This is a genomic window from Anaeromusa acidaminophila DSM 3853, assembly GCF_000374545.1.
Lineage (GTDB): Bacteria > Bacillota > Negativicutes > Anaeromusales > Anaeromusaceae > Anaeromusa > Anaeromusa acidaminophila.
Map to the genome: position 1 here is coordinate 1 of NZ_KB894599.1, position 20,171 is coordinate 20,171.

Annotated in this window: 19 protein-coding genes and 2 riboswitches; of the genes, 7 read left to right on the forward strand and 12 right to left on the reverse strand. The window is 50.4% G+C overall.

Annotated features, from left to right (window positions below; translation table 11 throughout):
- The coding region (locus C508_RS0112765) for an IS3 family transposase (RefSeq protein WP_018703956.1) at window positions 1-205 on the forward strand (205 nt) is incomplete at its 5' end.
- A gap of 200 nt (window positions 206-405) precedes the next feature.
- Here the strand turns inward: C508_RS0112765 and C508_RS0112770 are convergent.
- From C508_RS0112770 to C508_RS0112815, 10 genes are all read right to left on the reverse strand, one after another.
- Complete coding sequence (locus tag C508_RS0112770; RefSeq protein ID WP_018703957.1) at window positions 406-816, reverse strand: DUF2000 domain-containing protein; 411 nt, start codon at window positions 814-816, stop codon at window positions 406-408.
- 67 nt (window positions 817-883) lie between these two features.
- Window positions 884-1,681: an AraC family transcriptional regulator gene (locus tag C508_RS0112775; RefSeq protein ID WP_018703958.1), complete on the reverse strand. Its 798-nt coding sequence runs from the start codon at window positions 1,679-1,681 to the stop codon at window positions 884-886.
- Between the two features lie 44 nt (window positions 1,682-1,725).
- Window positions 1,726-2,511: an amidohydrolase family protein gene (locus C508_RS0112780; RefSeq protein WP_018703959.1), complete on the reverse strand. Its 786-nt coding sequence runs from the start codon at window positions 2,509-2,511 to the stop codon at window positions 1,726-1,728.
- Between the two features lie 18 nt (window positions 2,512-2,529).
- On the reverse strand, window positions 2,530-2,904 hold the full coding sequence (locus tag C508_RS0112785) for a MerR family transcriptional regulator (protein ID WP_245553737.1): 375 nt from the start codon (window positions 2,902-2,904) through the stop codon (window positions 2,530-2,532).
- 119 nt (window positions 2,905-3,023) lie between these two features.
- Window positions 3,024-3,449: a HutP family protein gene (locus C508_RS0112790; RefSeq protein ID WP_018703961.1), complete on the reverse strand. Its 426-nt coding sequence runs from the start codon at window positions 3,447-3,449 to the stop codon at window positions 3,024-3,026.
- Entirely contained in the window at window positions 3,430-4,857 is a 1,428-nt protein-coding gene (locus tag C508_RS0112795) for a sodium:solute symporter family protein (protein WP_018703962.1), read from the reverse strand. The genes C508_RS0112790 and C508_RS0112795 overlap by 20 nt, the downstream gene beginning before the upstream one ends.
- Window positions 4,858-5,054: 197 nt before the next feature.
- Complete coding sequence (locus C508_RS0112800) at window positions 5,055-6,128, reverse strand: tartrate dehydrogenase (RefSeq protein ID WP_018703963.1); 1,074 nt, start codon at window positions 6,126-6,128, stop codon at window positions 5,055-5,057.
- Between the two features lie 49 nt (window positions 6,129-6,177).
- The gene (locus C508_RS19565; protein WP_018703964.1) at window positions 6,178-6,807 is read right to left on the reverse strand and encodes an HAD family hydrolase; all 630 of its coding nucleotides are present in this window, start codon (window positions 6,805-6,807) and stop codon (window positions 6,178-6,180) included.
- 275 nt (window positions 6,808-7,082) lie between these two features.
- Complete coding sequence (locus tag C508_RS0112810; RefSeq protein WP_018703965.1) at window positions 7,083-10,202, reverse strand: efflux RND transporter permease subunit; 3,120 nt, start codon at window positions 10,200-10,202, stop codon at window positions 7,083-7,085.
- A 12-nt stretch (window positions 10,203-10,214) separates the two neighbouring features.
- The gene (locus tag C508_RS0112815; protein ID WP_018703966.1) at window positions 10,215-11,384 is read right to left on the reverse strand and encodes an efflux RND transporter periplasmic adaptor subunit; all 1,170 of its coding nucleotides are present in this window, start codon (window positions 11,382-11,384) and stop codon (window positions 10,215-10,217) included.
- Between the two features lie 467 nt (window positions 11,385-11,851).
- On the opposite strand from C508_RS0112815, the gene C508_RS0112820 reads away from it, so the two are divergent.
- Both C508_RS0112820 and C508_RS0112825 read left to right on the forward strand, forming a co-directional pair.
- Window positions 11,852-12,187: a GrlR family regulatory protein gene (locus C508_RS0112820; RefSeq protein WP_018703967.1), complete on the forward strand. Its 336-nt coding sequence runs from the start codon at window positions 11,852-11,854 to the stop codon at window positions 12,185-12,187.
- Between the two features lie 41 nt (window positions 12,188-12,228).
- Entirely contained in the window at window positions 12,229-12,549 is a 321-nt protein-coding gene (locus C508_RS0112825; RefSeq protein WP_018703968.1) for a DMT family transporter, read from the forward strand.
- A 113-nt stretch (window positions 12,550-12,662) separates the two neighbouring features.
- On the opposite strand, the gene C508_RS0112830 is transcribed toward C508_RS0112825, so the two are convergent.
- A complete protein-coding gene (locus C508_RS0112830; RefSeq protein ID WP_018703969.1) occupies window positions 12,663-13,877 on the reverse strand; it encodes a 6-phosphofructokinase in 1,215 nt (404 codons plus the stop codon).
- A gap of 255 nt (window positions 13,878-14,132) precedes the next feature.
- On the opposite strand from C508_RS0112830, the gene trpB reads away from it, so the two are divergent.
- Window positions 14,133-15,311: a tryptophan synthase subunit beta gene (gene trpB, locus C508_RS0112835; protein WP_018703970.1), complete on the forward strand. Its 1,179-nt coding sequence runs from the start codon at window positions 14,133-14,135 to the stop codon at window positions 15,309-15,311.
- A 251-nt stretch (window positions 15,312-15,562) separates the two neighbouring features.
- On the opposite strand, the gene gluQRS is transcribed toward trpB, so the two are convergent.
- The gene (gluQRS, locus tag C508_RS0112840) at window positions 15,563-16,510 is read right to left on the reverse strand and encodes a tRNA glutamyl-Q(34) synthetase GluQRS (protein WP_245553738.1); all 948 of its coding nucleotides are present in this window, start codon (window positions 16,508-16,510) and stop codon (window positions 15,563-15,565) included.
- Between the two features lie 300 nt (window positions 16,511-16,810).
- A riboswitch (SAM riboswitch) is annotated at window positions 16,811-16,914 on the forward strand.
- 78 nt (window positions 16,915-16,992) lie between these two features.
- Between gluQRS and C508_RS20390 the strand changes: the two genes are divergently transcribed.
- The 3 genes from C508_RS20390 to C508_RS0112870 all read left to right on the forward strand — a co-directional run bounded on the left by C508_RS20390 (window position 16,993) and on the right by C508_RS0112870 (window position 19,985).
- Window positions 16,993-17,136 carry a hypothetical protein gene (locus C508_RS20390; protein WP_018703973.1) on the forward strand — a complete coding sequence of 48 codons (144 nt, stop codon included), beginning with the start codon at window positions 16,993-16,995 and terminating at the stop codon, window positions 17,134-17,136.
- Window positions 17,137-17,170: 34 nt separating this feature from the next.
- Window positions 17,171-17,274: riboswitch (SAM riboswitch) on the forward strand.
- A gap of 200 nt (window positions 17,275-17,474) precedes the next feature.
- On the forward strand, window positions 17,475-18,629 hold the full coding sequence (locus C508_RS0112860; protein WP_018703975.1) for a trans-sulfuration enzyme family protein: 1,155 nt from the start codon (window positions 17,475-17,477) through the stop codon (window positions 18,627-18,629).
- 216 nt (window positions 18,630-18,845) lie between these two features.
- Window positions 18,846-19,985, forward strand: a complete 1,140-nt coding sequence (locus C508_RS0112870; RefSeq protein ID WP_018703977.1) for a trans-sulfuration enzyme family protein — start codon at window positions 18,846-18,848, stop codon at window positions 19,983-19,985.
- The last annotated feature ends 186 nt before the right edge of the window (window positions 19,986-20,171 follow it).

The window sequence follows — 20,171 nt, forward strand, 5'->3', positions numbered from 1 at the left end:
AGCCCACTGCATTGATAACGGCCCCATGGAGGGCTTCTGGGGAATACTGAAGCGCGAGATGTACTATGGCCGGAAATTCACCAGTAGAATGGAATTTATACATGCAATCCGCAGCTATATCCACTACTACAACTTTGACCGATTACAACGAAAGCTGGGCGTTATGACACCTTATGAATACCACGAACACTACAGCGCTGCATAAGAAAAACAGCTCATCCAAACGGATGAGCTGTAAAGGAACTCTTTATATTGTTTGATTGTCCTATTGACGGGGAGCACACCAAAGTGCGGTCCTTTATTGATTAGCTCTTTTAATACATCGGTTATTTAACTTTTTGCTTCGTATTCCTCCGGTGCGCCCTCAGGGCACTCCGGTTCTCTTGTTCATTCCTTCTTTTCGGTTCACCTTAACAAGGGCAGGCTGCCGGTCAGTTTGTTCACCTTTTTCTTGGGGCCATACATGCAGACGCCCAAGTAAAACAGCTCTTCCGCCGATAACTGGGACAAACTCCGCATATATTGGTCATAATTGAGACAGCGTTGCGCCGCTTCGCTAAAATCAATTGCCGCTACTTCTGCAAAAGCCGGTTCAAACATAGTTTCGCGAATTTCTTTTACCTGCTCCCGGCTTGCACTCAGGATGGGAATGGTTTGCGCCGTAATGCCCAAATGCAAGTTTCCATCAGCATCGACAATGTCGCCGCCGACAATATCCTCCTGGTAGATTTTGCTGAGGCTGATACCCAGCACCGCCGCTGTATTGGCCACTAGGCCCAGGGGCAAATCTCGATTGATTACCATGACAAGTTTCACGTTATCGCTCCTCTTTTTTCTTTTATCCTAACGTGAAATCACCGCCTTGTATTGTAAAATATTGAGATCAAATGCCTTTTTGGTATTTTTCCGGCGTAATACCGGTATAGCTTTTAAAGGCTTTACTGAAATGACTCTGATCGTAAAATCCCGCCTCCTGAGCCACCTCCGCCGGTTCTTTGCGGTTACCCAATTCTCGTTTGGCAAAATTAATGCGCAGCACCATCTGATACATGTGCGGCGGGATCTTGAAAGCTTCTTTAAATAGCCGCAGCAAGTGAAACTTATTCAAGCCTGAAACCGCCCCCAGCTCTTCCAAGGTAACCTTTGCCGCAAAATGGCTTTGTAAATACTCTTTGGCTTGCTTCAAGCGCGGCCGTTCCTCGCCAGACCGTTCCAGCCAGATTTTTTTATCGCCTTGCTGGAATTCGTCAAATAAATCGATCAGCACTGCTTCTTTGGCCAGCGGCGTCTCCGTCCCCTGCAATCGCTGCAGCCGCCGTTCCAAACGTTGCACCGCTCTAGACGAAACCGGCTTCAATAGCGGCTGCGTCCATATAGTTCCTGGCCGTTCCGCCGCCAGCGCTTGTACCCAAGCTGCCGCTACAAACAACATGCGATAATTCCATGTTCCCGACTCCACAGGCTTACAAGCGTGCATGCACCCCGTAGGCAATAACAGCATCGTCTGCGGCGCAATAGTCTCATGACCGCCTTCACACCAAAAAGAACTTCCCCCGGCAACGACAAGGCCTAGCGAATATTCCTCATGGGCGTGCTTTTTGTAAGCAATACCGTATTCCTGGCACAACTTCAGCTCAAAAAAAGGCAGCGCCTCATCCCGATAGAATCCAATACCTGTCATGCTTTACGCCTCTTTCCGCAGCCTGCTCTTCCTTACACTAAGTCTTATTTACGTAAAATTCGGCAAATGTTGTCTCCCAACGCCAAATTCAGTACTTCCCGGCTAGGCGCTACCTGTTCTAGGATATGCCGTGCCACGGCCGGCGTAGAATAAGGGGCATCCGAAGCAAACAGCACGCGTTCTGGCAGTTCCCTCATAGCATACATCGGCGCCATTGTAGTGTATGATGCCGATAAATCCAGATATACCTGCGGCATATTCTTGACCGCTTGCAGTATTTCCAGCCAATTCAGCCCGCCTAAATGCCCCACAATCAAGGGAACTTCCGGAAATCCCGTCGCCATTGTCAGCAGCGTTTTGATGTCCTGGGCCTGCAAAGGAAAAAAAGCATGCACCCATAACGGCAAGCCGCCCGCTTCGCGGGAAGCTTGAAAAACCGGCTCCAACAACGCAACTTGCCCAGTTCCAGGCGTCAATTCCCCAATCCCGCAAAAACCGCGCCTGACAATCTGCGACTCCACCCACTCAAAACTCTCTCGCGCCCCCAGCCCCAAAGGCATGGAACCGAAGCCCCAATACCGATTGGGGTGGATCTTTACCACTTCTTCCAAGGCAAGCAACGATTGCTTCCTAGCTTCTTGTGAATCGCCTTGCCCCTCCAGCATCTGATAAAGAGTCTTTAGTTCCGCCTCCAGTTCTCTCAACGTCTCCGCCTTCTCCGGGTGCACCCGCGAAGTAAATAATACGGTCCGGTCTACGCCGGCCTCAAGCATCAGTTCATGCTGCCGCTCTTGGGGAAGCATGAGATGTGCGTGACTGTCAACAACCACTGCTACCACTCCTTATGCTTACCGAGCGCCAGCGAAGTTTTCGAACTGGCTGAGCCGCTCCTGCAAGCGAGAGCGCAGAGTTTGCAAGGTCTGTATCTGCCGCTCAATTTCAACCAATTTTCCCTGATACAGCTGGTAAGCTTCTTTACATAGAGGGCGGTTCGTTGCGGCTTCTTGGGGACATTCCAGCACCATCGCAATTTCTTCCGTAGAAAGTCCTAATCCCAGATACAGCTGAATCGTCTTCACTTTGCCGACATCTAACTCCGTATAATCTCGATAGCCATTTTCTAAGCGTTGCGGCGCCAGCAATCTCTTGCCCTCGTAATGACGCAAAGAGCGTATGCTTGCGCCAGTTCTGCGCGACAGTTCTCGAATTAACACAGAAGTCACGTCCCTTCCCTCAATAAAAGCTTACACCCTGACACTAGCGTGATAGTCAAGAAGGATTTTTCAGCACATGCAAAAGAGCTGCGGAAAACTTTTTATAAGTTTTCCGCAGCTTTTATCGTTTAATCTTGCGACATAGGAAGGGAACGATGGGCCAGCCCCACCGCAACCTCATTAAGATGCAGCACCCCGACGCCCAAATAGACAGCCACGCACACATGCTCCCCATAGCGGGCTACGCCGATTTTGCCGCCTACATTGAGTCCTACGGCCTTAGGCGTAATCTGCTCCAGCGCCGCATGCGTCGCCCCAGCTACCGCGCCTTCCCCCACATGACTGGCTTCAATCAAGCCCTGTCGCTGCGCCGCCACTACGGCGCGTTCGATCATCTTTTTTACGGAACTCAAGTACTCGCCGCCAAAATCGACGGCTACAGCCAGAATACCACGGTTTTGCAGCCGCTGCCGCATAGCCTGCTCTTCCTGCCGATCCGTACTAATAGCCATAGCTAAAGCAGCTCGGCCAACATCAAGACTGGTAAGTTCCATTCGATTCTTCCTCCTGCAGGACCACCGTCCGAATCGGCTGCTTGTCCACTATAGCCACAATAAAGAAGGTTACGAGGCAAACCAGCCACTCCATGTATATGGGATGCGCAAAAATCTGTACGGCAGGAAAGGCCTGCCAGACAAACAACGTCACAATGCCTGCCAAGGTCGTATAAAACGCCGAATTTTTCCGGCATAAGCCGGGAGCGAACATGGTGAAGAGAAAGATCAGCGTAAACGCCGTGGTCAGACTGAGGCCAATCAGCATCGTTTTAACGATGCCCACGGCATTAAAAGCAAACCAGAGGGTAACCGCCCCCAAGCCCAAAATAGCATAGCGATTTAAAAGGGTATATTTCTTATCGCTTACATTCGGATTGATAAAGCGTTTATAGATATCCTGAGAGAACAGCGTTCCCGCCGCCAGCAGAATATGACAAGCTGTTGCTACATCCGCAGCCCAAAGGGCCGCCAAAGTCAAGCCGGAAACCACTGGATCCAAGCTCATAATCATATAAGGCAGAGCCAAGGTCGCCTTCATTTCCGGATGCGCCGCCCGGGCGGCCACGCCCATGATCGCACAGGCAAAACCTATGGGGAACATTAGCAAAGCGCCCCAAAGAAAGCCCTTTTTCGCCGCTGCGCCGTCTTTGGCCGCACAGGCCACCTGCACCGGTCCTTGAGCGGTAATGGCCTGCGTCATCATCACCACGAACCAGCCAATCACCGTAGCCAAACCCAAACCGCCTACAGGACCGAACCAATCAACTCCCGGCGGCAGCGAAGCCGCAATAGCGCCAATGCCACCTTGATTATTAACAATGGTAATCGTACTGATTAAGACGCCGATATAAATCAGAGAAACACTGAGAATGTTGGACAAACCAGACGACCACAGCCCGCCCAGAATGGTCGTCCCGATAAAGACCGCCGCACTGGTAACCATGCCGCCTTGAAAGGAAAAAATATCCGGCAGCAGCGAAGACAAAATCGCGCCGCCCGCCAAATACTGCAGCGAAGTAATTACCAATTGAATGGTCAACATGCCCAACACCGCGATAACCCGGCCTTTTTTATCGTAATACCGCTCAAACAGTTCGGGAACCGTAGTGCAGTGAAGTTCCCGATATTTTTTAGCCGCTACAAACGCCATCATCACAGCGCCGGCCGCCCAGGCGCCATTGTACCAGCCAGCGGCAATGCCCGATTGGAACGCATTCTCCGCCACGCCGATGGTCGCCGCCGCGCCAATGGCCGTACCTGCAATATTCGCCGCCACCAAAGGCGTCGTCAGCTTGCGTCCGGCAAACAAAAAGCCGCTGCTGTTGCCAGCCCGCCGCTTTACGTAAATACTAATAGCAAATAAAACACAAATATACAGTACTATGATCCAAAATTGAATTGTCATCCTACCCATCCTACCTTTCTACACGTTCAACTACTTACTATTCTTGCTGAAGTTTCTCCGCAAGTTCCCTTAGTGAACTTGCCAGAACCTTCCCTACCGACGCTGCCGCACAGCGTCACTACACTACTCAATTATGATAGCAGTGCCGGGTTTGCTCTGTCAACCGCCAAACCCGGCACGAACACGACTTTACCTAGCTACTCCTGCTGTCCGGACAGCTTAGCGACTACGGCATCGCCCACTTCCTGGGTTTTGCCGCTGCCGCCCAAGTCCGGCGTTAAGCAAGCCTTCTCCTGGAGCACATTCTCAATCGCCTGCAGCACGCGCCGCCCCCACTTTTCATGACCAAAAAAGTCCAGCATCTGGCTGACAGACCAAATGGACGCCAGAGGATTGGCAATGCTGCGGCCGGCAATATCCGGCGCAGAGCCGTGAATAGGCTCGAACATAGACGGATAAGTCCGCTCCGGATTTAGATTGGCTCCTGCCGCCAGGCCCATGCCGCCGGTAATGGCAGCGCCCAGATCGGTCAAAATATCGCCGAACAAATTGGACGTCACAACGATCTGAAAACGGCCCGGGTCTTTGACAAAAAACATGCTGGCCGCATCAACCAAGTACGAATAGGTTTTTACCTCCGGATACTCTTTGCCCACTTCCGCGAAAACCTGATCCCAAAAAACCATGGAATAATTCAAGGCGTTGCCCTTACTGATACTGGTAAGGGTCTTGCCGGTCTTGCGAGCCAATTCATAAGCATAGCGAATCACGCGTTCCGTTCCTTTGCGTGAGAACACGCCGGTCTGCAGCACCACTTCCTCTGGTTTGCCCTTGAACAACCAGTCGCCAGCGCCAGCGTATTCGCCCTCGCTGTTTTCACGCACCACCAGCATATCGATTTCGCCAGCCTTGACCCCGGCCAGCGGACACGGCGCTCCTTGCAAAAGCTGTATGGGGCGCAAATTAATATACTGGTCAAAGCCCTTGCGAATTTTGAGCAGCAGATCCCAAAGCGAAATATGATCAGGAACGCCAGGAAAGCCCACAGCGCCAAGATAAATAGCGTCAAAACTTTTTAAGCGTTCCATCCCGTCTTCATCCATCATTTTTCCGTGCTTCAAGTAATATTCACAGCCCCAGGGGAAGGTTTCAAATTCAAAAGAAAAGGTCCCGTCCATCGCCGCCACGGCTTGGAGCACCTTAATTCCTTCCGCCAAAACCTCCGGTCCGACGCCATCTCCGGGAATCACCGCAATCTTATAAGTTGTCATACTGCTCACTCCTTCTTTACTTCCGGCGCAACTGTTATCTTAAACCGTGTTACAAGCCAAATAAATGTGCAACAAGTCCGGGCAGTTGCTTAAACGACTGCACCTCAAAACTACCGCACATTTCACTGCCATCACAGCCCCGTTTGAACTGTATCGTCTTCATACCCGCCCGCATAGCCGGAATAAGATTTTTCTGGCGGTCATCAATAAAAATGCTGTTTTCCGGTCGGCACTGCAGACGCCGCAATAGTAAATCATAAATAGCCTGATCCGGCTTACGCAGACCTACGTCTCCGCTGATGACGATTTCCTCAAAATATGGGTCTAAATCAAATTTTCTGCGTAAATAAGCCGACCATTCGCTGACATCGTTGGATAACAACGCCAAATGGTATTGCTGCTGCAGTTTCTGCGCCACCATCAAAAAATCCTCATCCAACGTCAACTGTTTTTCCAAATAGTCTTGCTCAATCTGCGGATAGTAATTTCCCAAACCTAATGTTTTCCAAAAATCACAAGAAGATATTTTCCCCAAGCTGGCTTCCAAATAGACCTGGTTAATTTCATTGCTACTAAGTGACGGGGCAAATTTCTGGATATATGGAACCAGCAACTCATTGGTATCGTCTCCAACAGTAAAGATGACTCCCATGACGTCAAAAACAAGCCATTCTCTCATTGCTTCCGCCTCCTTAGCTTATTCTATTACTCTTGCAGATGGAAAATTCCTTCCTATGCCGCCGAGAAAACTCTGCGAAAGTCAGAGAACGAAGATCGAATAAACGTCGCGCGGAAATCTTATCTCAAATATAGTTATGCCACCGTTTATACCATATAGTCTCTTCAAAACCCCTTTCGCGACTTTCGTGTGTTTCGCGGTTCGTTTTACAAATCCTAGTATATAAAAAAAGAAAACTGCCTCCCGAATTTTCGGGAGGCAGTTTGAACCCTACTCTATTTGCGCCAAGTAAGCTTGCGCGTCAATTTTACAACGACTACATAAAGCACGGGGATCAAGAATACCCCTAGCATGGTCGCCGCCAGCATGCCGCCGACAACGGCCGTACCCATGGCGTTTCTGGCGCCAGCGCCAGCTCCGGTTGCAATCATCAACGGTACGCAACCCAAGATGAACGCCAGCGACGTCATCAAGATTGGCCGCAAGCGCAGTTTCGCCGCTTCAATCGCCGCTTCTACCGGATCAACGCCCTTATCCACGCGCACCTTAGCAAATTCGACAATCAAAATCGCATTCTTAGCCGCCAAGCCAATCAGCATGACTAAACCGATCTGCATATAGATACTATTTTCCAGGCTGCGCGCCCACTGGAACAAGCCCGATCCAAAAATCGCCGTAGGCACCGAAAGCAGTACCGCAAAAGGAACGCTCCAGCTTTCGTACAACGCCGCCAAACACAGGAAGGCAAACAGGATGGCCGCTCCAAAGACATAGACAGCGCGTCCGCCGGACAGTTTTTCGTCGCGGCTTTGGTCCGCCCATTCATAACTGTACGTATTGGGCAAGGTCGCCGTAGCCACTTCCTCCAGCGCTGTCATTGCTTGACCGCTGCTGTAACCCGGCGCAGGACTAGCGCCAATTTGAATGGCCCGGTTGCCATTAAAACGCTTAATCGCCGTGGGACCGCTGATAGGCACCGGTTTGACCAAGGTAGCCAACGGCACCATAGCGTTCGTATTGCTACGCACAAAGAAATATCGAATATCATTGGCATCAGAACGATACTGCGGTTCCGCCTGCATAACTACTTTCCAAGTACGACCAAAACGAGTAAAGTCATTAACCTGCAAGCCGCCTAAGAAAGCTTGCAGCGTATTGAATACATCGTCTACCTTGACGCCCAGTTTCTCCGCTTTTTCCCGGTCGACTTCATAACGGAATGCCGGCGTATCGCTACGGAATGTAGAATATACGCCCGTCAATTCTGGACGTTTACGCGCCTCGCCAAGGAACTTTTTCGAAACATCCGCCATTTCCTCTACATTGCCGCCGCCACGATCCTGCAGCATAAAGGTCATGGCGCCAGTAGAACCGCCGCCCGGCAATGCCGGTGCATTGAACGCCATAACCGTCGCCTCTGGAATACGTGCGGTTTTCATGTACACCTGTCGAATGATGTTATCTACATATAATTCTTTACCAGGACGATCACCCCAGGTATCCAACGCTACAACCAACAAGCCAGCGTTCGGTTTCAAGGCTCCCGCCAAGATATCGTAACCGGTAATCACCAAAGTATCTCTTACGCCGGGGATTCCTTTTACAACATCCGCCACTTGGTTACCAACCTGCCGGGTTCGATTCATTGAAGCCGCTTCCGGCAAGCTTATAGTTGCTAGGAAATATCCCTGATCTTCATTCGGCACAAAAGTCGTCGGCAACATTTTAAAGAAAGTTACCGCCAAAACGACGATGACTAACAACCCTGCCAGACAAAGCTTGCTGCCTCGAATAAATTTACGTACCGTTTTCCCATAACGCCCAGTCATAGCGTCAAACTTTTCGTTGAACGCCTCAAAAAACCGCCCTAAACGCCCTTCGTGAGCATTGGGATCATGTGGCTTAAGGAGAAGCGAACACAAGGCTGGCGTCAACGTCAAAGCCACTAACGCCGAAAGCCCCATAGAAACCGCAATGGTCAAAGCAAACTGCTTATACAGTACGCCCGCCGTTCCTCCAAAGAAAGCAACCGGTATAAATACCGAAGCCAGCACAAAAGCAATAGCCACAACCGGACCTGATACCTCTTCCATCGCTCGATAGGCTGCGTCTTTCGGCGTCATACCGTTATAGCGCATATGATGCTCTACTGATTCCACCACAACGATGGCATCGTCAACAACCAGGCCAATCGCCAGTACCATAGCAAACATCGTTAGCGTATTAATATTAAAGCCAAGAAGAATAAACGCACCGAAGGTACCAATCAAGGATACCGGCACTGCCAACATCGGAATGAGAGTAGCTCGCCAGCTTTGCAAAAAGATAAACACGATCAGCAAAACAAGCAGCAATGCTTCTACAAAGGTCTTAACTACTTCGATCATTGATTCATCGATAAAACGAGTATTATCCGAAACGATATGATATTCCAAATCGGTCGGGAAGCGTTTGGAGTTGGTCTCCAAAACTTTCTTAACTTCAGTAACTGTATCCAGCGCATTCGCATCCGGAGTTAATTGAATCGCCAAGGTCACTGAATCCCGCTGATTCAAATCACTAGTAAAGTGATAATCTTTCGCCGCCAGCTCCACGCGAGCCACATCACTGACTCGCACAAAGGAGCCGTCTGGCTTAGCTCGGACAATAATATTAGAGAACTGGCTTTCTTCTTGTAATTGTCCCTGTACTCTTGCTGAATACTGGAATTCCTGCCCTTTCGGCGAAGGAAGCTGGCCAATCGTACCGGCTGGCGCCTGCACGTTTTGCTCCTTAATAGCATCGCCCACATCGTCAGCGGTAATGCCAAGGCGGGCCATCTTATCCGGCTGCAGCCAAACGCGCATGCCAAATTCAGGACCGTATTCATTAACATTGCCCACGCCTTTGACGCGTTTCAGGTCATCCACCAAGTAAATATTCGCGTAGTTTTTCAAAAACAAGGAATCATAAGTATTTTTGGGCGACCATAAGGACAGCCACATAACGGTGTCCGGCGATTGCTTTTGCACCGTAATACCAGAACTCTGCACCGCCGCAGGAATCTTGGCGTTTGCCTGAGATACCCTGTTTTGCACCTGAACTGTAGCCATGTCGGGGTTAACACCCAACTCAAATTTTACATTTAAAGAATATTGGCCGTTATCATCGCTGGTCGACCGCATGTCAACCATGTTTTCTACGCCATTGACCTGCTGCTCAATGGCTTGACCCACAGCCTGTTCCACTACTTCCGCATTCGCGCCGACATAACTGGCGCTAACATTAACGACTGGCGCCGTGATCTGCGGATACTGCGCGATCGGCAGCTGTGTAATGGAAACAAGTCCGGCAATCGTAATGAAAATCGATAGAACGATAGCAAATACCGGCCTATCAATAAAGAACTTGGCCATCAAGCCACCTCCTTATTTCTGATTCGCGTCAGCCAAGTCCGCTAGAGTAATGGTTTGCACGTCCACCGGCGTACCTGGTTGTGCTTTTTGGAATCCTTCAACAACCACGATGTCCTGCTCGGTCAAGCCTTCATCTACCATCCAAAGTTTCTGTCCGATACGCGCCCCCATCTTCACAGGGCGCATTTCTGCTTTACCCTCTGCGTTTACAACAGTCAAGAAGGTTTTCCCTAATATTTCCTGCACAGCCCGTTGCGGCACAAGTAAGGCTCCTGGACGTGTTTCCGCAACCGCAACTACCCGCGCAAACATACCAGGCACCAACATACGATCAGGGTTAGCGAACAAGGCTTTAATGGTTAGCGCTCCGGTATCCGAGCCCAAGGCGCGGTCAATTTGATCCACAGTTCCTTCCAGCGGATACTCGCCTCCATCGCTTAGGATCAGGCGCAGCTTGCGTTCCGTTGTTGCAGCGCCTCCGCCCATGCGGATAAATTTCAAGTAATCGTTTTCACTAACACTAAAGCGAACCCGCACCGGATCGGTAGAGGAAATCGTAGCCAGCACCGTTGAGCCAGCCGTAGCATAGTTGCCGATACTTAAATCCTTCGTATCAATACGTCCGTCGAAAGGGGCCACAATCGTTGTATCGTTCACATCGTTATTGGCTTTTTGCAAAAGAGCCCGCTGCGCATCCACTTGAGCCGCCGCTTGACGTTCTTCCGCTACTGCATTATCCAATACCTGCTGAGCAATCGCCTGTTGTTCAGCCAGTTGCTCGTACCGGGCAACATCACGCCGCGTCCGGCTCAAAGCAGCTTGCGCCTGAGCCAACTGCGCCTGTACATTCAGGGAGTTCGCCTCATACTGTCGCCGATCAATGACAAACAAGGGCTGGCCGCGATATACAGTGGTGCCGCCATCCACTAACTTCTCAATAATATTGCCGCTTACCTGCGCCTTAATCTGTACCTCTTGCTTGGCTTCCACTTCCCCTACGAACTCATAGGAAACCGGCGTATCTTGCTTAATAACCTTCATGGCCTTCACAGCCACAGCCTGCCCTGCTGGCGCCTGCTGCTTGCCGTTGCACCCTGCCAACAGCAAGCCGCTCAATAAAAGAGCCATAGCGCAAGCCAATCTTTTCTTTCCAGTGGAATTACCCCATGGTTTAAATAGCATAGATAAATGCCTCCGTTTCTTTACACTCAATATAGTTATGTAAACACAATATACTATTACTTTTCAGGGATTACATATTAATAAACTACTTATTCTTTACTTGCTAAAAAATACCTTTAAGAAAGCATTGTTTTTTTTGGACCAATTAGTCAGTTTAAGCATTATACAGTATATCTTCTTTTTAGCAAACAAACAATCTATTTTTTATAGAGAATAAAACTTTCATCATTCCCCTTATCCTAGCTTCCAGTTCTTATAATCAGCCAGATTATCGCCAATATTATTTTTTTGAAAATTCAACATTTTTTCGCTATCGCTGTGTTTTTCTGCAGGAAATATTCTCCAAGCAAGGAACTATTTAAATAATCTAGTCATTCCTACTATGCTTATTCGTCGCCTTATGTCCTATACTTACAGCAAACCCATCACAGACAGTTATGATAAATAAAAGCGAGGAGGTAATGAGCATGCTTGAAGGCTTATGGTCAGTTGAATTCGAAGCAGCTACAGGCTATGTCGGAGCAGGAGTCGTGGTCTTTGAAACAAGAAAGGTTTTCGGCGGCAGCGATAATTATTACTATCTCGGTAACTATAACGCTGCGAGAGACGGAAAAATAACAATTGAAACGGAAATCATCCATTACTCTGGAGACAAAACATCCCTCTTCGGAAATCTTGATCGCTATCATGCAATTTGGGAAGGTTATTTATCCGGAGAAACTTCCATTTTCAAAGGACACTTACAGAATGATCCTCTTGTTCAAGTTAATATTAGACTCATCAAACGAGCCGAACTTCCTTAATATGCCTGCTACCCTACTATGTTTTAAAGGAGGAATCGTTGATGGCATGGATTTATTTGGTTATTGCTGGATTGTTCGAGATCGGCTGGCCTCTCGGTTTAAAAATGGCGCAAACCATGGAAGGAAAACAATTTACAGGCATTGCCATCGCAGTAATCGCAATGGGCCTTAGCGGTTTTTTCCTATTTTCGGCGCAAAAGGACATTCCCATGGGCACAGCTTATGCCGTCTGGACCGGCATAGGGGCTGCAGGTACATTTATATTGGGGATTATATTATATAATGATCCCATCGGAATTTTACGGATCGCATCCGTACTTCTAATCATCGCCGGCGTCATCGGTTTGAAATTAGCACATTAAACCTTCGTTTCTTTATGACCGATACTGACACTCTCAAACTAGCGTACACTCGCCAATAATAAACAGGCTTGCAGCCTATTCGACTGCAAGCCTGTTCGATTTCCATTTTCCTATTAGCAGCGTCCGGCTATGCGAGGCGCTTCCAGTCTCGCTGCCACAGGGCAGTCTTTCCCCAAAAGCGGCCGTACATATTCCAGAAACGCGGGAGTAATGTCATTGCCGGCTTCATTAATAAAGGGATCCGGCATATAACGAGTCTTACCTGCCAACTCAACTAATGGAGTCAAGCGATACGCCGTTGCATAATCACCCACCCGGTGAATAGTCACGGAGCCATTCATTTCCTGCCCAAATGCAGCAAACTGAACCGCTTTCTCCCCGGCTTCCCGCGCTTCCGCTGCATCTACCGGCGAAACACACCCCAAGAAGGAGCGTTGCAAGTAACCGAAGGTGTCACAACGCACGCGCGAAATACCCAGTCCTTCTTTAAGCTTTTTCGACAAGCAGTCCCCTAGCGCACCAGTTCCGGACAGCGTAGCATTACCGTGAGCGTCACGTTCCACCTCGTCAACCAAGCTTAACAGCAGCGGTTGCCCGGATGCGTCACAAATCCCCTCCGATACAGCCACTACGCAAAACCCGTATTGCTCATGTACGCGCCGTACATCCGCTAAGAAAGACTCTAATGAAAACGAGCGTTCCGGCAGATATACCAAATGCGGACCATCACCTTCATAGCGCCGAGCCGCAGCCGCAGCCGCTGTCAAAAATCCAGCATGCCGCCCCATGACAATACCGACATATACGCCGCCCAATGCTCTCATGTCCAGCGTCAAGCCCGCGAAGGCCTGTGCTACAAAGCGAGCTGCCGAGGCATAACCAGGAGTATGATCGGTAACAAGCAAATCGTTGTCAATCGTCTTGGGCACGTGAATGGCTTTGAGCGGATACTTTTCTCGCGCCGCCTCTTCACTAATAATTAACAGCGCGTCCGAAGAATCATTGCCCCCTATATAGAAGAAATAACGAATGTCATGGGCTTTCATAACAGCAAACATCTTCTTGCAAAAATCAGCTTTGGGCTTTACCCGAGTAGAACCCAATGCAGCAGAAGGAGTTGCCGCCACCGCTTCCAAATTGGCCTCCGTTACCTGTGTCAGATCGACAAATTCTTCTTTTGCCACACCTTCCACTCCATGGAGCGCTCCATAAATCCGGCTTCCCGGACTTAAGCGCCGCACTTCCCGAACAATACCGGCCAAACTTTGGTTGATTACCGCCGTCGGTCCGCCCCCCTGCGCAATCAACACATTGCCCTTCATCGTCATAACCTCACTCCTTTTACTCTATACTCTGAAGACTATACCAGCCTAGCCGCCGCAAGACAAGCGGCGGTTTCTCTCTTCTATCTTTCCAGACCATTTCAACAGTTTATTTGTCTCTCCTCAAAAACTCCCCTACGACGCAAGTAACATTTTTCACGGTCAACTCTTGCTAAAACATCATTTTTGTACTACATTGATGAAGTCAGGTTTTCACTTGTTCTTTTTGTTCAAAATTTAAAATAAAAGGAGAGAAACAATATGGATACACGCAATGGTATGTTCGGTGAATTTGGAGGCCAATACGTACCCGAGTTTTTGCTGCCCGCGTTAGAAGAAGTAGCTGTCGCCTATGAAAAGATCCGCCAAACGGAGTCGTTCCAAGCGGAATTTGCCAAATATCTGCGCCAATATGTCGGCCGCCCCTCTTTATTGTATGCTGCAGAAAACCTTTCGCGCCATCTCGGCGGCGCCACGATCTATCTCAAACGCGAAGACCTGAACCATACAGGTTCTCACAAAATTAACAACGCCATTGGCCAGGCTCTCCTGGCCCGGAGCATGGGCAAAAAACATGTAATCGCCGAAACCGGCGCCGGGCAACACGGCGTCGCTACCGCTACCGTTGCCGCCTTATTCGGCTTGAAATGCACCGTGTTCATGGGCGAAGAAGATGTATCCCGGCAGGAATTAAACGTGTTTCGCATGCGCGCCCTCGGCGCGGAAGTCGTTTCCGTCACTCGTGGCACGCGCACCCTTAAGGACGCTGTCGATGCGGCACTGGAATACTGGGTGGAACATCTAACAGACACTTTCTATCTTTTAGGCTCCGCCGTCGGTCCGCATCCATATCCCTTGATGGTTCGCGACTTTCAGGAAATCATCGGCCGCGAAGCTCGCCAGCAAATGCTGGAAACCGCAGGGCGCCTGCCAGACAGCATCGTCGCCTGCGTCGGCGGCGGCAGCAACGCCATCGGTCTTTTTGCCGCTTTCTTAGAAGACCCATCCGTAAAAATCTATGGCGCTGAAGCCGCAGGCAAAGGCGTAAACACGCCCGACCACGCCGCCACGCTCACCCTAGGCCGCCCCGGCGTCCTGCACGGTTTCCGCAGCTATGTCCTGCAAGACGAAAAAGACGAAGTTCTGCCGGTCTATTCCATTTCCGCCGGCCTAGATTATCCCGGCGTCGGACCCGAACACGCCCATCTTAAAGATATCGGCCGCGTCAACTACCAGGCTGTCACCGACCAGGAAGCGCTGGACGCTTTCTTCCTCCTGAGCCGCACCGAAGGCATCATTCCCGCCCTGGAAAGTTCTCATGCCCTGGCTTTAGCCTGCAAGCTCGCTAAAGAATACGGCCCCGAGCACCTGCTCCTCGTCAATCTCTCCGGCCGCGGCGACAAAGACGCCGCCCAGGTAGCCGCCATCACAGGGATGTAAGATATAAAAGCCAACAGGAGTAAAGGGAGTAGAGTGAGGGTGCAACTGAGGATTACGAGTTTTGAAAAGAAAATATAATTTAAACCAATAGGAGGAGCTGCTGATTTACTGAGCACTCTGCCACACTGAGCAATTTTTTTGTTTGGCCAGAAAAGGGGACCGAGGGAATAGCGGCGCTATTTCGAGGTTTCCTTTTCACAGTCAGGCGGAAAAAGAGCCAGCGTGGCATGGGCTCATAAGTCAGCAGTTCCTTAGCGAAGGAAGCGCCAGGCCGTCTCGGAAACGATGATGTCCTGGCGCGATATTTTTTTCAGGTCAAAAAGGTTAACAAGCTCCTGCGGCTGCGCTTCTTCCAACGTAGGCAACAAACCGGCCAGCCACGCCAATAGTCCAATAATCTTCTCCGCTCTTACGCCGCGTTCTCGCAAGACGGCCACAGCCAAAGCGCCATGTCGTTTAGACAGCCGCACTCCCTTTTCATCCACTAAAAGAGGCACATGCGAGAACAAGGGCGCAGCATAGCCCAACAGGCGATATAAATACAGCTGTCTCGGCGTAGAAGCCAGCAAATCCGCGCCGCGCAGTACATGGGTAATACCCATTAGCGCATCATCTACCACGACTGCTAACTGATAAGCATGAACGCCATCAGAACGGCGAACGACAAAGTCGCCGCACTCTTGTCGTAAATTTTGCCGCACTAAGCCATATACGCCATCTTCAAAAACAATCTCTTCTTCTGGTACTTTCAGCCGTAATGAAGGCTTCCTGGTAAGCTTGCTTCCCGCAACACCACCCGCACAAGTTCCTTGATAAATTCGCTCGCCGTCTTCGCCGTGCGGGGCGGACGCCGCCAGCTCCGCTCGGGTACAATAACAAGGATAAATCAATTCCTGCCGCCGCAGCCTCTGCAGCGCTTCCTCGTACAAACCACGCCGTTTATCCTGCTCATAAGGTCCATAGGCGCCGCCCAAATCGCCGCCTTCCTCCCAATCAAGTCCCAGCCAACGCAAATCCTTCTCTAAGCCCTCCACATACTCTGCTCTGGAACGATCAGGGTCCAAATCTTCCATACGCAGCACCAATTGGCCTTTTCCGGCTCGCACTTGCAGCCAAGCCAGCAGCGCCGTCCAGGCATTGCCCAAATGCATCTGACCTGTAGGACTTGGGGCAAAACGCCCTCTCATTGTTTTTGACAAAACTACTTCTCTCCATCCCCTATCATTTATTGAAGAAAAAGATTCGCGCCAGCCTCATTGCAATCCTGCCGCTTGGCAAGAAAAACCGCTGCGCAAGCTTTGGACGCAGAAACCAAAGCAGCCTCAAGAAGTACATATTTCTTTTCGCAAGGAACAACAACGCGATTTAGCATCGACCACCGGACACTTTGTTGCGTTTTACCGCTTATTTTATGCATTTTTGTTTCAAAGCAGCCATTTTACTCTTGACGCGCAAATAAACCCATGGTATTCTCTTTATAAATTAAATAGTTGTTTTACCGCTTATCAAGAGAGGCTGAGGGACTGGCCCGATGACGCCCGGCAACCGGCAGAATTATGCAGTGGTGCCAATTCCAGCAGGCTAGCCGCCTGGGAGATAAGAGGAGGGCATTTGTTTGCACCCCTTTTCTCTCCAGAGAAGAGGATTTTTTATTTTGCGGAAGTTGACAGGAGGTGCCGTCATGGAACAAAAGGAATTTATTTTTTCACCCGAACAAGCCCATGGTCAGGAAGAGCAGGTGTTGGTGTTTTTAAGTGACGGCTCGGTTGTTACCTGCACTAGCCGCAGCGGCGACAGCTCGTTTCTTCCAACAAGCCGAACCTAATAGAAACCATACTTTTTAACTTCATATGTAAGTTCTCTTATCAAGAGAGGCTGAGGGACTGGCCCGATGACGCCCGGCAACCGGCAGGAAACTGCATTGGTGCCAATTCCAGCAGGCAGCTTGCCTGAAAGATGAGAGACGCACGGCAGGCCCGTTCGTCTCGGGGCCTGTTTTTTTTATTTTCCGGAGGTGACCTTCATGAATCCAAGTACGCCAAAGCCTCCTTGTGAGCCGACCTCGCAGGAAGAAGAAATTGTTATCGTCATCCGCGGCGGCAGTATTGTTAGTTTTACAAAGCGCTTAATCGAAAAAAAATAGTATAACAAGGAGTGACTACCATGCATATTTCTTCACAGCTTGTTCAAATCGGCTGCAAAGCCGATCCCCGTACCGGTGCGTTGAGCACCCCAATTTATCAAACCGCGTCTTTTCGCCACCCTGCTTTGGGAGAAAGCACTGGCTATGATTACACTCGCAGCGGCAACCCGACAAGGCAAGCTCTCGAAGAAGGACTAGCTCGCCTTGAAGGAGGCGCTGGCGCCTGTGCTTTCTCTTCCGGTTTGGCAGCAATTACCACGCTTTTAATGCTCTACAAAAATGGGGACCATTTGATTGTCGTCGAGGACTGTTACGGCGGCACTTACCGCCTTTTCGAGCAAGTACTGTCCCGCTTTGGCTTGACTGCCTCCTATGTTGACGCTACCACCCTAGACGCCATCAGGCAAGCCCTTCGCCCTGAAACCAAAGCCGTCTTCATTGAAACTCCTACCAACCCCCTCTTGCGCATTGTTGATTTGCGGGCCTTGGCTTCGTTTTGCCAAAATAACAGCCTTCAGCTTATTGTGGATAATACTTTTTTGACACCCTACTTCCAGCGTCCCTTGGAACTTGGCGCCGACCTTGTCGTACATAGCGGTACCAAATACCTTGCAGGACACAACGACTTACTGTGCGGCGTTATCGTCGCCAAAGAACCAGAGCTCGCCGAAAAAGTAAGATTTCTGCAAAATGCTACTGGCGCCATTCTCAGCCCCAGCGACAGCTGGCTCCTCATACGCAGTTTAAAAACGTTAGCGCTGCGCATGGAAAAACACAACGCCAACGCCCTTGCCATTTCCCGCTGGCTGCTGGAACACCCCAAAGTCAGCCGCGTGTTCTACCCCGGCCTGCCGCTGCACAACGGCCATACCATCCATGAAAGCCAGGCCAGCGGCTACGGCGGCATGGTGTCCTTTGAAGTAACTGACCCGACACTGGTACCCCAAATATTAGCCAATGTCCAGCTCATCCAATTTGCCGAAAGCCTGGGAGGCGTTGAAACGCTGATTACCTTCCCTGCCGTACAAACCCATGCAGACATTCCCGCCGCCGACCGCGAACGCTTAGGCATCTCTGACCGCCTGCTTCGCCTGTCCGTCGGCATCGAAGACGCTAACGATCTCATCGCCGACTTAGGTCATGCCTTAGGGGAGCGAACAAGAGAATCGGAGTAACTTGAGGGTACGATAGAGGACTACAAAGAACTATAAAACAAAGGCGCCGCTGCTTTCATGAGCACGCCGCTAAACCAAGGAGTTTTTTCGCCAGACGAGAAAGAAAACGCAGGCATAGCGGCGCTATACCGAGGCTTTCTGACAATGTCCGGCGGAAAAAGAACCGGTTTAGCGTGAGATGCGAGTAAAGCAACGTCGCTATAAGGAGGACTTCTTATGCATGATTTTTCCACCCGCTTGCTGGCCCCAGGTCTGCCAGCTAACGAACGTTTAGGGGCCAGCAGCGTCCCTGTATTTCAAACTTCCACCTTCGACCAGCGTTATGAAGAAAACGCCCCTTTTGAATACTCCCGCAGCGGCAATCCCACACGACAAGCGCTGGAAACCGTAGCCGCCGACCTAGAAGGAGGCAGCCGAGCTTTTGCTTTCGCTTCCGGCATCGCCGCCGTCAGCGCCTCGCTGCTACTCTTTTCTCAAGGCGACCACATCTTAGCAGCCAGAGATATCTACGGCGGCACGCACCGCGTGTTGACCCGTCTCTGCCCGCGTTGGGGTATTGAGCACTCCTTCATCGACCCTAATGACCATGCACAGTTGGAAGCGTCTTTGCGCCCCACTACCAAAGCTCTTTATTTAGAAACCCCTTCCAATCCGCTGCTGGCGATCACCGACCTGAAGGCCGCCTGCGCCTGGGCTAAAAAGCACGAGCTGCTGGTTATCGTCGACAACACCTTTATGACCCCATTCCTGCAGCGACCGTTAGAGCTGGGCGCCGATATTGTCGTCCACTCGGCTACTAAATTCATCGCCGGTCACAGCGATGTTATCGCAGGCCTGGTTATTGTCAAAGACAAGGCGCTGGCCAAAGACATCTACCTCTTACAAAATGGTCTCGGCGCCGTACTGGGACCGCAGGACAGTTGGCTGACTTTGCGCGGCCTGCGCACGCTGCAAGTTCGCCTGGAAGCCGCGCAAAAATCAGCCGCCTATATCGCTGCTGAGCTGCAGCAATGGTCGGAAGTAAAAGCCGTCTATTATCCCGGCTTACTCAATCATCCCGGCCGCAGCATTCACGAAGGACAATCCGCTGGCCCTGGCGCTGTGCTTTCTTTTGATTTAGTGAACTTCAAATTGACTCAGCGCCTCTTAGGGCAAGTAACGCTCCCCGCCGTTGCCGTCAGTCTTGGCGGCGTAGAGAGCATCCTCTCCCATCCGGCTACCATGTCCCACGCTGCCATTCCCGCAGCAGAACGGCAAAAGTTGGGCATTGCTGATTCTCTTGTACGCCTGTCCGTAGGCTTGGAAAACCCGGATGATCTACTGCAAGATTTACGCCAGGCCCTCCAAGCACGCTAGCCAAACCATTATACATTCAGTTCAACACGCTGCAGCAGTTGCTGCAAAAATAGATTTACATGTCAATTCTCCCTTTTCCACTAGAGAAACAAATAAAAAGGCCGGCAACCAGGCGTCTTACGCTCTGATTGCCGGCCTTCCTCTTTCGGATCCGCTTTTTAGCATCTCACCATACTATCTAGTTTA

What these genes read in the sequence shown, in the direction of transcription:
- C508_RS0112815 (WP_018703966.1), bottom strand. Translation starts at nt 11,384, where the DNA reads ATGCTATTTAAACCATGGGGTAATTCCACTGGAAAGAAAAGATTGGCT.
- C508_RS0112825 (WP_018703968.1), top strand. Translation starts at nt 12,229, where the DNA reads ATGGCATGGATTTATTTGGTTATTGCTGGATTGTTCGAGATCGGCTGG.
- C508_RS0112775 (WP_018703958.1), bottom strand. Translation starts at nt 1,681, where the DNA reads ATGACAGGTATTGGATTCTATCGGGATGAGGCGCTGCCTTTTTTTGAG.
- C508_RS0112860 (WP_018703975.1), top strand. Translation starts at nt 17,475, where the DNA reads ATGCATATTTCTTCACAGCTTGTTCAAATCGGCTGCAAAGCCGATCCC.
- C508_RS0112870 (WP_018703977.1), top strand. Translation starts at nt 18,846, where the DNA reads ATGCATGATTTTTCCACCCGCTTGCTGGCCCCAGGTCTGCCAGCTAAC.
- C508_RS20390 (WP_018703973.1), top strand. Translation starts at nt 16,993, where the DNA reads ATGGAACAAAAGGAATTTATTTTTTCACCCGAACAAGCCCATGGTCAG.
- C508_RS0112790 (WP_018703961.1), bottom strand. Translation starts at nt 3,449, where the DNA reads ATGGAACTTACCAGTCTTGATGTTGGCCGAGCTGCTTTAGCTATGGCT.
- C508_RS0112820 (WP_018703967.1), top strand. Translation starts at nt 11,852, where the DNA reads ATGCTTGAAGGCTTATGGTCAGTTGAATTCGAAGCAGCTACAGGCTAT.
- C508_RS0112830 (WP_018703969.1), bottom strand. Translation starts at nt 13,877, where the DNA reads ATGACGATGAAGGGCAATGTGTTGATTGCGCAGGGGGGCGGACCGACG.
- C508_RS0112810 (WP_018703965.1), bottom strand. Translation starts at nt 10,202, where the DNA reads ATGGCCAAGTTCTTTATTGATAGGCCGGTATTTGCTATCGTTCTATCG.
- trpB (WP_018703970.1), top strand. Translation starts at nt 14,133, where the DNA reads ATGGATACACGCAATGGTATGTTCGGTGAATTTGGAGGCCAATACGTA.
- C508_RS0112800 (WP_018703963.1), bottom strand. Translation starts at nt 6,128, where the DNA reads ATGACAACTTATAAGATTGCGGTGATTCCCGGAGATGGCGTCGGACCG.
- C508_RS0112795 (WP_018703962.1), bottom strand. Translation starts at nt 4,857, where the DNA reads ATGACAATTCAATTTTGGATCATAGTACTGTATATTTGTGTTTTATTT.
- C508_RS19565 (WP_018703964.1), bottom strand. Translation starts at nt 6,807, where the DNA reads ATGAGAGAATGGCTTGTTTTTGACGTCATGGGAGTCATCTTTACTGTT.